We start from the raw sequence: 12,156 nt of genomic DNA, 5'->3' as shown, positions 1-12,156 counted from the left end.
GGAATGAGTGGCGTCAACCGCGATGCCGCTGCCCACCAAACGACCTTGATCCGAGATGGATCAGGTGGGAGAGCTACATGGTCTCGAGGCTTTCCGCACGTGGCGGACATGCACAACAACCGATGTGAAGCCGACCCGGGGCCGTATTTAGGAACAAGGCAAATGTAAGAGTGTGCTGGCGCACATCACAGAAAACGCCGGGGATCATTCTAGGCTCTTGGCCTGAAATGCGCCACTGATGAGGTACATCAGTGGTTACCTCGTCATGCGGTCGGTTCAGCGATTCAGCGCTCGCTGTCGAGGGCGGCATCCAGCTTGCGCCGCAATGCCGCAAGACCCTCGCTGAGGCGTTGTTCCTGTCCGTCGTGCTGCTTGCGCAGGGCCAGGAATTCGTGGGTGACGCTGATCGCGGTCAGTACCGCCAGCCTTTCGAAGCTGGGCGCTCTGGCGTTTGCGCGCAGCTCGCGCATCTTGCGATCGAGAAAGCCGGCCGCTTCCAGCAGGCCCTCGCGCTCTTCGGGCGCGCAGGCAATCAGGAATTCACGATCGATCAGCCGCAGCGCGACGGGTTCACTGGCAGGTGTGTTCATCAACCGTTGCTCTCTAGCGATTTCAGCCGCTGGATCATGGCTTCGACGCGGCTGCGTGCCTGCTCGTTCCGCGCCAGCAGACCTGCGCGTTCACCGGACAGCTGTTCCTGACTATGGCGCAGGCTGTGGTTTTCCTCGGTGAGTCGACGCACGGTGTCGAGCAGCCGGTCGAGCTGCTGGGCCAGCGCAGCCAGTTCTTGATGGACCGGCTCTTGTTGGATGTGGTCAGGCGTACTCATGCGAGAAACTATAGCAGGACGCTGGCGAAAATCTGTGCGGTCCGCAGTGGCAAGCGGTAGCCGTCATCGCAGCTGGATTAAACTGGCGGCCATTCCTTGAAGGAGCACCGCCATGACGGCTACCGGGCTTGTGGGCCACGACGATATCGATGCGCTGATCATGCGCCTGCGGCTGGGTACCGAGGCCAGCGAGCTGCATGGTTCGCTGTGCGGCTATCTGGCTGGTGGCGGTTCCCTGCACGGCACCTCCGTGCTGGCCGCATTGCAGCTCGACGGCGAAGCTACCGAGCCGACGGCGGATGACGAGGCGTTGCTGGACCGGCTCGCCCGGCAATGCGCGGCCGAACTGGCCGATCCCGAGCTCGGCTTCGAGCCGCTGCTGCCGGAGGACGACCGTCCGCTGGCCGAACGTGCCGAGGCGATGGTCGACTGGTGCCGCGGTTTTCTCGGTGGTTTCGGTCTGGCCGGCACGTCGGCGCATGCGCAGTTGTCGGACGAGGCGCAGGAGATCCTGCGCGACCTCGGTACCATCGCCGGCTCGTCGTTCGATTTCGGCAGTGAAGAGGAGGACGAGGATGCGCTGATCGAGGTGCAGGAGTTCGTGCGGGTCGGCGCGATGCTGCTGCACACCGAATGCACCGCGCACGATGGATCCGCCAGCGGCACCGTGCATTGATTCCGACAGTACCGGCACTGGCTGCGCTGGCGATCGCGCCGGACGAGTTCGCGCGCCGTCGCCGCCAGCTGATGCAGATGGCCGGCGAGGATGCGGTGCTGCTGGTCGCCGCGGCGACCGAGCGGATGCGCAATGCCGATGCGGCGTGGCCTTACCGGCAGGATTCCGACTTCCACTATCTGGGCGGCTTTCCCGAAGCCAGTGCGGTGCTGGCGCTGCTGCCCGGCCGCCGGCACGGCGAGGCGGTGCTGTTCTGCCGCGAACGCGACCCCGTGCGCGAACGCTGGCATGGTCAGACGATCGGCACCGAACGCGCGGTGGCCGAGTACGGCATGGACGACGCGTTCCCGATTGACGACATCGACGACATCCTGCCCGGGATGATCGAGGGCCGCAGCCGCGTGTATTGCCATTTCGGCCGCGAGCCGGAGTTCGACTCGCAGCTGCTCGGCTGGATGCGCCGGCTGCGCCAGATGCGCGGCGGCGGTGTGGTGCCGAAGGAGTTCGTTGCGCTGGGCCATCTGCTGCACGATCTGCGGCTGTACAAGTCGCGTGCCGAGCTGAAGCTGATGCGTGCTTCGGCGGCGATCGCGGTCGAGGCGCATCTGGCGGCGTTGCAGGCGGCTACGCCGGGCCGCCACGAGTACGAGGTCGAGGCCGAATTGCTGCGGGTGATGCGCGGCCGCGGTGCCGTGCCGGCGTTCCCGCCGATCGTCGCCGGCGGTACGAATGCCTGCGTGATGCATTACCAGGCCAATCGCGCGACGCTCAACGATGGAGAGCTGCTGCTGATCGATGCCGGTGCCGAACTGGACTGCTATGCGTCCGACATCAGCCGCACGTTCCCGGTGAGCGGCCGCTACAGCCGCGAGCAGCGCGCGCTGTACGACGTGGTGCTGACCGCGCAGCTGGCGGCGATCGACGAAGTCCGGCCCGGTCGCCCGTTCGGCGCGGCGCACGCCGCGGCGGTGCGGGTGCTGGCCGAAGGCCTGTGCCAGCTGGGCTTGCTCAAGGGCGATGCCGACACGGCGATTGCCGAAGGCAGCTACCAGCGGTTCTTTCCGGCCAAGACCGGTCACTGGCTGGGGCTGGATGTGCACGACGTCGGCGACTACCGCGTCGACGGCGAATCGCGCCTGCTGGAACCGGACATGGTATTGACGGTGGAACCGGGCCTGTATGTGGCGCCGGATGATCGTTCGGTGGCCGAGCGCTGGCGCGGCATCGGCATCCGCATCGAGGACGATGTGGCGGTGACCCGCGATGGCTGCGAAGTGCTCACTGAAGCGATGCCGAAACAGGCCGAGGCAATCGAGGCCTTGCTGGCTGCGCGCTAGCTCAGCTCGTCCGGCAGCTCGGCATCGGTGCGTTGGCGATGCGCCTCATCGGTGGCGTGCACCTCGTACCACATCGCATTGAGGATGGCGAAGGCGCAGGCCAGCCCGAGTCCCAGAATCCACGAGAAATACCACATGACATTGCGCTCCTTTCAATAACCGCCGTGCGCCTTGCGCACCTGTTCCAGCGTGACCCTTCCACGCATCACCCGATACACCCAGCCGGTGTAGAGCATGACGATCGGCAGCAATACGGCCGTGACCACCAGCATCAGCTTCAGGGTGCCCTGGCTGGAGGAGGCGTCCCATACGGTGAGGCTGGAACGCGGATCGAGGCTGGACGGCAGCAGGAACGGAAACAGCGCGAAGCCGGCCGAGGCGATGGTACTGCCCACCATCAGGCTGCTGGCGATGAAGCCGGCGACGCTGCGCCGGCCGATCAGGGCCTGCACGCCGACAGCCGCGGCCAGTGCCAGCAGCGGCGCGAGCCAGAACCACGGATATTGCATGTAACTGGCAAACCAGCTGCCGCCTACGGCGACCTGCTTGTACAGTGGATTGGAGGCGCCATCGGTCACTGCCGGGCCGGCTACCGCATAACCGGGAATGCCGTAGGCCACCCAGACGCCGGCCAGCACGTAGAGGGCGGCATAGATCAATGTCATCCAGCGGGCGATCCTGACCGCGCGCACGGCAATCGTCTGGTCGGCCTTCAGCGCGGCCCAGCAGGCGCCGTGCGCGAGCAGCATGCTCAGTGACACCAGCCCGCACAGCAACGCGAACGGATGCAGCAGCTCGAAGAATCCGCCATGCCAGCTCATGCGCAGATCACCGTCGAACTGAAACGGCACGCCGAGGAACAGATTGCCGAACGCGACGCCGGCCACCAGCATCACCACGAGCCCGGAGCCGGTGAGCACCCAGTCCCACAGCGAGGCCCAGCGCGAGTCATGGATCTTGCCGCGGAAATTGAAGCCGACCGGACGCAGGATGAAGGCCAGCAGCACCAGTGCGATCGCCAGGTACATGCCGGAGAACGACACCGCATAGAGCATCGGCCAGGCCGCGAACGTCGCGCCGCCGGCGAGGATGAACCACACCTGGTTGCCTTCCCAGGTCGGCTCGATACCTTCCAGCAGCACCAGTCGCTCCTCGTTGTCGCGGCCCAATACCTTGAGCAGGCCGGCGACGCCGAAATCGAAACCGTCCATGATCGCGAAGCCGATCAGCAGGGTGCCGAGCAGGGCCCACCAGATCACCCGTAGCGTGGCGTAGTCAAACATGGGTTTCTCCTTGCGGCCAGATACCCAATCCGTCCGGCCCCTTGCGCGTGAACTTCAGCATCAGCGTCACGTCGACGATCGCCAGCGCGGTATAGAACAGCACGAAACCGCCGAGCGAGGTCAGTACCTGGCCGGCACTCACCGACGACACGCCCAGCGCCGTGGGCAGCACGCCCTCGATCGCCCATGGCTGACGGCCGTATTCGGCCACGATCCAGCCCAGCTCGATCGCCACCCACGGCAGCGGCAGGCTCCACAACGCCAGCCGCAGGTACCAGCGCTGGCTGTCCAGTCTGCGGGTGCTGGCTTTCCAGAACGAGAACGCGAACAGCGCGATGAAATAGAAGCCGCAGCCGACCATGATGCGGAACGCCCAGAACAGCACCGGTACGTTCGGGATCGTGCTGTCGGCGGCCTTCTGGATATCCGCCGGCGTGGCCTGGCGCGGATCGTCGACGTATTTCTTCAGCAGCAGCGCGTAGCCGAGATCCTGGTCGTGCGCGGTCAGCGTGGCTTTCGCCTGTGCGTTGTCCTTGTCCTGGCGCAGCATCAGCATCGCGTCGTAAGCCTGGATGCCGTTGCCGATGCGGCCTTTGGCGGCATCCACCAGCTCGGCGATGCCGGGCATCGTCTCGTCGATGGAGTGGGTGCCGATCAGGCCCATGACCCAGGGAACCTTTACCGCGTAGTGGGTCGTGCGCTGCTGCACGTCGGGAATGCCAAACAGGGTGAATGAGGCTGGTGCCGGCTCCGTGTGCCACATCGCTTCGATCGAGGCCATCTTCATCTTCTGGTTGAGCGACACGGTGTAGCCCGACGCGTCGCCCAGCACCACCACCGACAGCGCCGCAGCGAGGCCGAAGCTGGCCGCTACCGTCATCGAACGTTTGGCGAAATCGACGTTGCGCCCGCGCAGCAGATACCAGGCACTGATCGACAGCACGAACATCGCGCCCATCACGTAGCCGGCGCTCACCGTGTGCACGAACTTGTCCTGCGCCACCGGGTTGAACAGCACCTCGGAGAACGAGGTCACTTCCATGCGCATGGTCTGCGGGTTGAACTCTGCGCCGACCGGATGCTGCATCCACGCATTCGCCACCAGGATCCACAACGCCGAGAGGCTGGTGCCCAGCGCGAGGAACCAGGTCACCAGCAGATGCTTGATCCGCGAGATGCGATCCCAGCCCATGAAGAACACGCCGACCAGGGTGGCCTCGAGGAAGAACGCCATCATCCCCTCGATCGCCAGCGGCGCGCCGAAGATGTCGCCCACGTAGTGCGAGTAGTAGGCCCAGTTCATGCCGAACTGGAACTCCATCGTCACGCCGGTGGCCACGCCCATTGCGAAGTTGATGCCGAACAGCACGCCCCAGAACTGCACCATGCGCTTCCACACTTCGCGCCCGGTCATCACGTAGACGCTCTCCATGATCGCCAGCATCCATACCAGCCCCAAGGTCAGCGGCACGAACAGGAAGTGGTACAGCGCGGTCAGCGCGAACTGCAGGCGCGACAGCGTGACGACATCGGCATCGATGATCATGGGTGACCTGCAGAAGGAGGTTGGGAGGAGGAAGGTGACAGCCGATGCGCAATCGCATCCGGGCTGGTGTCGGGTTTCGGCTGCGGCGCGAATGCCACCCACCAGATCAGCATCAGCAGCGTGATCTTCAGGATGATGACGCCGAACAACTCGAGCGTCAGCCGGCGCAGCGGGCGCGGCGCTACGCTAGCGTTTTCAGTCGGGGCACTGGAGGCCGCAGAGCCGGACATGTGACGAATCCATGCGGGTAGCTGCCTATCAGCATACGCCGCCAAGGCGTTGTCTTGATGCGGAGGAATGTCACAGCGGCGGATCGTCGCAGTGTGCTTGGGCACGGAGCCTCTTGCGATGGCAGGGGGCATCCGTGCCCACCGGCATTCCTGCAGGGCGTATTGGCGCTGATCGGCTCAGATCAGCGCGAACGCGTTGCGGGTGAGGTTCTCCGGCGCGTCGCCGGTGCACACCACGTCGTCCTCGATGCGGATGCCGCCATACTGGCGGAATGCGTCGACCTTCGCCCAGTCGATGTCAGCCGACATCGGTTTGTCGCGCAGTTCGGCTAGCAGCATGTCGATGAAGTACAGGCCCGGCTCGATCGTCACGACCATGCCAGGTTCCAGCATGCGGGTCATGCGCAGATAGGGGTGGCCAGCCGGGCGCGCGATGCTGCCGCCAAGCTCGCTCTGCTGGAAGCCGGCCACATCGTGCACCTGCAGGCCGATCGGATGGCCGAGACCGTGCGGGAAGAACGCGCTGCTCACGCCGGATTCCACCGCGCTCTCGGCGCTCATGCGGATGAAGCCGTGCTCGCGCAATACGCCGGCCAGCACGTGATGGGCATGGATGTGCAGTTCGGGATAGCTCTGCCCGGTGCGCACTTTCGCGACGAAACCCTGCTGCGCGGCATCGACGCTGTCGATCAGTGCCTGGAATTCCGGTGCCTGCGGCGAGGCATGGGTGCGCGTGATGTCGCTGGCGTAGCCGGCCGCACTGGCGCCGGCGTCGATCAGGAACGAGCGGCTGTGTGCCGGCGGCGTGCGGTCGAAATGCGTGTAGTGCAGCACCGCGCCATGTTCGTTCAGGCCGACGATATTGGCGTAGGGCAGCTCGGCATCGGTCTGCTGCGCAGCGGCGAGGTAGGCCAGCTGGATGCCGAATTCGCTTTCGCCGGCGCGGAACGCGGCTTCGGCGGCGCAGTGCGCGCGCGTGCCGATGCGGCTGGCCTCGCGCATCAGCGCCAGTTCGTACGGTGTCTTGTAGCTGCGGTACCAGTGCAGGTAGTCGAGCACCGGCTGCGGATTGTTGATCTCCACGCCGTCGATGCCGGGGCAGGCCGGTGCGATCACCGCACGCTTGCCAGTCGGCAGTTGGGTGATGGCTTCTTCCGCGCTGCGCACGATGGTGATGTCGAAGTGTTCGACCCAGTAACCATGAGGTGCTTCCGGCACCACGTGCCAGTAGTCGCGCGGCTGCACGAACACCAGCCTCGGCTTCGCGCCTGGTGTGTAGGCAATCCAGCTGCCCGGTGCATCCGTCAGCGGCAGCCAGTGCCTGAAATGCGGACTGGCGATGAACGGGTAGTCCTGGTCATCCAGAAATTTGCGCAGCGGCGTGCCGGCGGCGATCAGCAGATGGTCGAAGCCGCCGAGTACGAGCGCGTGGCCGGCGCGTTCTTGCAAGGTGGCCAGATGCTGCGGAAAAAGCGAGGCGAGTGGATCGTGCATGGGGATTCCTGCAGGAGCGGACGGGACCGGTCGCCGGAGCAAGCATGGCCTGATGCAAGCCAGCTGCCGCGCAGGGCACTCGCATGCGTGGCCCGAACTGCCGGTGGCGCGGGGTGGGGAGATGATGGCGCTCATGATCGCGCGCCATCGCCGTCACTTCCAGAGGCGGGTCAGGTCTGTGCCAGCCAGCTGTCGAGGCGGGCCGAGTCGCTGTCGCTGATCGCCACGATCCGGTAACCGGCCCAGATCTGTCCGGAACTGGCGGCGACCTCATGCCATTGTTCCTGAATGCCGGCCTCGATCGGCTGCGACTGCGTCAGCATCCGGCCGGATCCCGGCAAGCTCATGCTGACCTGATAAATCGCCTCGCTGCGTGGTGCCTGCGCGCAGATCAACAGCATGCCGGTGCTGGAGAGATTGCCCAGATGCCCGATCGGCAGGCCGCTGATCACATCGGTCACGATGGCTGTGACGGCGGCGTGTTTGCGCTCGGCACGGCGCTGATTGCTGGTGTTGTTCTGCGGACTCATCGGTGACCAGGCTCCTGCGAAACGGAATGGCCAGCGCCGGCCGACCGGCGCAGGTTGCCGGTGAGGCTGCGCCAGGCGCGGTCGAGCAGGCTCTCGCGCTGTGCAGGCACTTCGCAGGCATGGCCGATGGCGATCTGGTGGGCCAGCTCGGCCAGGGTCATCTCCTCGCCGCGCTGGCCACGCCGGCTGACCAGCAGGCAGCGGCCGGATACCGGCGAATGCCAGGCGAGCTTGCGCCGTGCGATCTGGCCATTGGACGGGTCGACGAACTCGAACCAGCTGCCGAACGGCAGCTCGCTCAGATGCTTTTCGATGCGCCGGTCGCGGGGACTCGGTTCCGGTGCCCTTGCCGGTTGGACAGGGGCCGGCTCATGCACGGCGGAATGCGGCGACTTGGGTAGTGGTGCCGGTGGCGCGGAATGCGCGAATTCTGGCGGCGATGCCGGCGGCGTGGGCTGCGGGCCGGAATGCGGCGTGGACTGCTGGGTCGAATGTTGCTCGCCGAGGCGCTGGTGCTGTTTCAGGCGCAGCGCAAGGTCGGTGGCGCTGGGCAGGTCCGAGGCGGGATCGGGCTTCTCCGTACCGAGCAACCGTTGCGCCACCTGCTCCGCTTCCTCGGCGTGCATGCCGATCTGCTGCAGGCCGTTTTCGACGTTCTGCTGCAACTGCAGCCGGTCACCTGTCGGCAGGCGGCCGAGCAACTGGTCGGTGATCGCCAGCTGCTTGCCGAAGGCCGCGCTGTCCTCGCCATGGCGCAGCAGAGTCAGCGCCAGCACGTCCGACCAGGCCCGGTCCAGCAGGGCGCGCAGCAGGCCACGCGGCGGCGACTGCGCAAAGCGTTCGGCCATCAGTTCGCCGGCACGGTGGCGTGCCTGATCCAGCCGCTCGCGTCCCTGCGCAGCTTCGACATGGCGGCGTTCGGCCGCCTGCGCCTTGCGTGTGAGCAGGGCCAGATGGTGTTCGATGTCCGCCAGCAGGGTGGTGTACAGACCGGCGCTGGGCGGTTCCTGGCTGGCACGGGCAACCAGCTGTTCGAGCTTGTTCGCCAGCGGCCGGTTGCTCTCGTCATCGCTGCCGTCGAGCCAGTCGTTGGCCGCGGCAGTCACGGTATCCAGCAGCTTGCGCGCCGGATGTTCGCGTTTCTCGAAGAAACCCTTGTCGGCCACCGCCATGCGCAATACCGGCAGCTGCAGATCGCCGAGCAGGTTGTGCGCGCTGCCACCCTGCTGCAGTTGCTGGCCGAGCTGCTCGAACAGCATCGCGACCAGTTCCACGGTATCGCCCTGTTCGCCGGTCAACTGGGTATGCGGCGCGCCGCTGGGTTTGCCCAGATTGAGCTGGATCAGCAGTTCCTCGCGCAGTCGCTGGGCACTGCGCAGTTCGCGACTGGCCTGGCCGGTGACCTGGGCCAGATGCTGCTGCAATGCGCCCAGTGCGGCCTGCAGTTCGTCGGGGCTGGCGACCTGGCCGCCGGACTGCCCGGCGGGGCTGCCATGGTTGGCGCGTTGCTGGGCCAGCAGGTCGCGCAGTGACTCCAGTACTTCGATCGAACTGCCGGATCCGCCGCCGGTGCCACCTCCGCTGGCGATGGGGGCTGCCTCGGCCGCAGCCGCTGTCTCCGCTGCTGCAGCCTGGGGGCGCGCCCGTTTGCTGATACTTCGCGGGATCGGAATGCTGCGCAGTTGCGGCAGGATGCCGTCGGCCTGCAGTTGCGCGTTGATGCTGTCGTACAAGGGAGCCAGGGAGTGGATCAACCACTGGTCAAAGCTTTGCAGCAGCAGCAACTGGTGCGCCAGCGGCAGCTGCAGCTCGGCACTGGCCTCGTGAAACGCCAGGGTCAGCGCATATGGCCCCAACGGCAGCTTGGCTCCTTCCAATGGCGGCGTGCCGACCAGAACAGCCAGTCGGTAGCCCAGTTCGTACAACACGCTGCTGTGGCGGACTTCGCCGCGCGCACCGAGTTGTTCCACCGCCATCGTCAGCTCCTGCTCGACCGGATCGAGCAACTCGAGCGACTGCCATGCTTTCGTCCCGGTGATGTCGATGGGAACAGATGGGGCAGTATCGGCTTCCAGTGCGTTGAAGGCTTCAGCGAGCCGTACGATGAATCGCTGTTCGAACTGGGTCCGATCCTGCAGCACGCGTTGCCGGCTGCTGTAGAAATCCTGCTGCTGGACATGGTGATGCGCACGCTCGGCCTGCGCGAACAATTGTTGCTCGAAGTCGCCCAGGCAACGCCGCAGCGGTTCGTGCAGACCATCCACGCAAAGCCTGTAGCTTTCCTCGAGCAACCGTTGCGCACGCGCGGGCCAGTGCCCACTGTTCAGGCGGGCAGCCTGATGGGACGCAGGCGGGCCGCGTCGATCCTGTCCGACATCCATGAAAGAACCTGTCTAATCCCCCGATGCGGCAAGTCTATGCCGGTTGCCATGGGTATGCCATCGTTGGCCGGCAGGCCGATTCAATCGAGAAAACTGGCAATCACGTCGTTGAGAAATCGCTGGCCCAGCGCCGTGGTACGCAGTCGCTGCGGATCCTCGTGCAACCATCCGCGCCGGTTTGCTGCAGCCAGCGCCGTAGCGATACGTTCCGCTGGCAGGCCGGTGCGCTCGGCGAAATCCGCCATCGGCACGCCGTCGATCAGGCGCAGTGCGTTGAGCATGTATTCGAATGGCAGCTCGGCGGCACTGACCACATTGTCACCACCGATCCGTGCCGCACTGCCGGCCGCTTCCATGTAGGCACGCGGGTGGCGGGTTTTCCAGCGCCGGTGCACCTGGCCGCTGCCGGGATCGCTCAGCTTGCCATGGGCCCCGGCGCCGATGCCGAGGTAATCGCCGAACTGCCAGTAGTTGAGGTTGTGCGTGCAGCGTCGCTTGGGCTGTGCGTAGGCGGAGATTTCGTACTGGCCATAGCCGGCATCGGCGAGGCGTTGCTCGCAGGCTTCCTGCATCGCCCAGGCGTGGTCGTCGTCCGGCAGCGGTGGCGGGTTCGCGGCGAACGCGGTGTTCGGTTCCAGCGTCAGCTGGTAATGCGAGATATGCGTGGGCTGCAAGGCGACCGCACGCTCCACATCGGTCAGTGCTCCTTGCAGAGTCTGTTGCGGCAGTGCGTACATCAGGTCGAGGTTGATGTTTTCGTAACCGGCGTCTTGCGCGGACTTCACCGCGGTCTCCGCTTCGCTGGCCGAGTGAATGCGGCCGAGCCGCTTCAGCTTGTCGTCGTCAAAACTCTGCACGCCGAACGAGATGCGGTTGACGCCGGCAGCCAGGTAGCCATCGAAGCGTCCGTGCTCGACCGTGCCGGGATTGGTCTCCAGGGTGATTTCGGCGGCGTCGGCCAGTGGCAGGCGCTGACGCACGCCGTCGAGCAGCCGGCCGATCAGCCCGGGTGAAAACAGGCTTGGCGTGCCGCCGCCGAAGAAGATGCTGAGGATGGGTCGGCCTTCGAGTGCCGCACCGAAATCGGCGCGGTCGGCGTCCAGATCGACCAGCAGGTGATCGATGTAGTCGGCATACGGCGGTGGTTCGCTGCGCAAGCCGTGCGAGTTGAAATCGCAATACGGACACTTCTTCACGCACCACGGCATGTGCACGTACAGCGCTAGCGGCGGTGCAAGCAGGCTCATGCGCGGGGCAGTTCGCGCAGCCGTTCGTGCAGCAAGGCCAACGCCTGGCCGCGATGGCTGAGCCGGTTCTTCAGCGCGTCGTCCATTTCAGCCACGCTTTGCCCGTAGCCTTCAGGCAGGAACACCGGGTTGTAGCCGAAGCCACCGCTGCCGCGACCTTCGGTGAGAATCCGCCCATGCCAGCGTGCTTCGGCGATCAGCGGCGCGGGATCGTCGGCGTGCTGCAGCAGCACCAGCACGCAAATGAAGAATGCGCCACGCTCTTCGGTGGGCACGCCGTCGAGTTCGCGCAGCAGCTTGGCATTGTTCGCCGCCGCGTCGCCATGACCGCCGCTGTAGCGCGCGGAGTACAGGCCCGGTGCACCGTGCAGGTGATCCACGCACAGCCCCGAGTCGTCCGCCAGTGCAGGCAGGCCGCTCACCTGCGCAGCGTGGCGTGCCTTGAGCAGGGCATTCTCGACGAAGGTCAGACCGGTTTCTTCGGCGTCCTCGATGCCCAGGCTGGCCTGGGGAATCACCTCAAGGCCGCTGTCGGCCAGCATCGCGCCGAATTCCTTCAGCTTGCCAGGATTGCTGCTGGCCAGGACGATACGCGACATCCTG

13 protein-coding genes and 1 other RNA gene are annotated in these 12,156 nt (G+C 65.7%); 2 read left to right on the top strand and 12 right to left on the bottom strand.

Features of this window, described 5'->3' with window-relative positions:
• Positions 1–10 precede the first annotated feature (10 nt).
• The 3 genes from ssrS to ACYVKM_RS02285 form a co-directional block, all read right to left on the bottom strand.
• Positions 11–197, bottom strand: a non-coding RNA gene (ssrS, locus tag ACYVKM_RS02295) — 6S RNA.
• A gap of 87 nt (positions 198–284) precedes the next feature.
• Positions 285–590, bottom strand: coding sequence for a cell division protein ZapA (locus ACYVKM_RS02290; RefSeq protein ID WP_460875423.1), 306 nt, complete (start codon positions 588–590; stop codon positions 285–287).
• On the bottom strand, positions 590–829 hold the full coding sequence (locus tag ACYVKM_RS02285; protein ID WP_460875421.1) for a TIGR02449 family protein: 240 nt from the start codon (positions 827–829) through the stop codon (positions 590–592). The genes ACYVKM_RS02290 and ACYVKM_RS02285 overlap by 1 nt, the downstream gene beginning before the upstream one ends.
• A 112-nt stretch (positions 830–941) precedes the next feature.
• Between ACYVKM_RS02285 and ACYVKM_RS02280 the strand changes: the two genes are divergently transcribed.
• The gene (locus ACYVKM_RS02280; RefSeq protein ID WP_460875420.1) at positions 942–1,505 is read left to right on the top strand and encodes a UPF0149 family protein; all 564 of its coding nucleotides are present in this window, start codon (positions 942–944) and stop codon (positions 1,503–1,505) included.
• Positions 1,463–2,842: an aminopeptidase P N-terminal domain-containing protein gene (locus ACYVKM_RS02275; protein ID WP_460875419.1), complete on the top strand. Its 1,380-nt coding sequence runs from the start codon at positions 1,463–1,465 to the stop codon at positions 2,840–2,842. The genes ACYVKM_RS02280 and ACYVKM_RS02275 overlap by 43 nt, the downstream gene beginning before the upstream one ends.
• Here ACYVKM_RS02275 and cydX read toward each other — a convergent pair.
• The 9 genes from cydX to rdgB form a co-directional block, all read right to left on the bottom strand.
• Complete coding sequence (cydX, locus tag ACYVKM_RS02270; RefSeq protein ID WP_460875417.1) at positions 2,839–2,979, bottom strand: cytochrome bd-I oxidase subunit CydX; 141 nt, start codon at positions 2,977–2,979, stop codon at positions 2,839–2,841. The genes ACYVKM_RS02275 and cydX overlap by 4 nt on opposite strands.
• 15 nt (positions 2,980–2,994) lie before the next feature.
• Positions 2,995–4,125: a cytochrome d ubiquinol oxidase subunit II gene (gene cydB / locus ACYVKM_RS02265; protein ID WP_460875416.1), complete on the bottom strand. Its 1,131-nt coding sequence runs from the start codon at positions 4,123–4,125 to the stop codon at positions 2,995–2,997.
• Entirely contained in the window at positions 4,118–5,671 is a 1,554-nt protein-coding gene (locus ACYVKM_RS02260) for a cytochrome ubiquinol oxidase subunit I (RefSeq protein ID WP_460875414.1), read from the bottom strand. Before ACYVKM_RS02260 ends, cydB begins: the two co-directional genes overlap by 8 nt.
• Positions 5,668–5,901: a cytochrome oxidase putative small subunit CydP gene (gene cydP / locus ACYVKM_RS02255; RefSeq protein WP_460875413.1), complete on the bottom strand. Its 234-nt coding sequence runs from the start codon at positions 5,899–5,901 to the stop codon at positions 5,668–5,670. Before cydP ends, ACYVKM_RS02260 begins: the two co-directional genes overlap by 4 nt.
• Positions 5,902–6,078: 177 nt before the next feature.
• Positions 6,079–7,395, bottom strand: a complete 1,317-nt coding sequence (gene pepQ / locus ACYVKM_RS02250; protein WP_460875411.1) for a Xaa-Pro dipeptidase — start codon at positions 7,393–7,395, stop codon at positions 6,079–6,081.
• Between the two features lie 170 nt (positions 7,396–7,565).
• A complete protein-coding gene (locus ACYVKM_RS02245) occupies positions 7,566–7,925 on the bottom strand; it encodes a PilZ domain-containing protein (protein WP_460875409.1) in 360 nt (119 codons plus the stop codon).
• The gene (locus tag ACYVKM_RS02240; protein ID WP_460875407.1) at positions 7,922–10,306 is read right to left on the bottom strand and encodes a DUF1631 family protein; all 2,385 of its coding nucleotides are present in this window, start codon (positions 10,304–10,306) and stop codon (positions 7,922–7,924) included. The genes ACYVKM_RS02245 and ACYVKM_RS02240 overlap by 4 nt, the downstream gene beginning before the upstream one ends.
• Before the next feature lie 80 nt (positions 10,307–10,386).
• Entirely contained in the window at positions 10,387–11,553 is a 1,167-nt protein-coding gene (gene hemW, locus ACYVKM_RS02235) for a radical SAM family heme chaperone HemW (RefSeq protein WP_460875405.1), read from the bottom strand.
• Positions 11,550–12,152 carry an RdgB/HAM1 family non-canonical purine NTP pyrophosphatase gene (gene rdgB, locus ACYVKM_RS02230; RefSeq protein ID WP_460875404.1) on the bottom strand — a complete coding sequence of 201 codons (603 nt, stop codon included), beginning with the start codon at positions 12,150–12,152 and terminating at the stop codon, positions 11,550–11,552. Before rdgB ends, hemW begins: the two co-directional genes overlap by 4 nt.
• Positions 12,153–12,156 lie beyond the last annotated feature (4 nt).

The sequence above is a fragment of the Rhodanobacter koreensis genome, from assembly GCF_054782855.1.
Note: the sequence above shows the minus strand (reverse complement) of the source record. Positions and strands in the feature narration are given on the sequence as shown.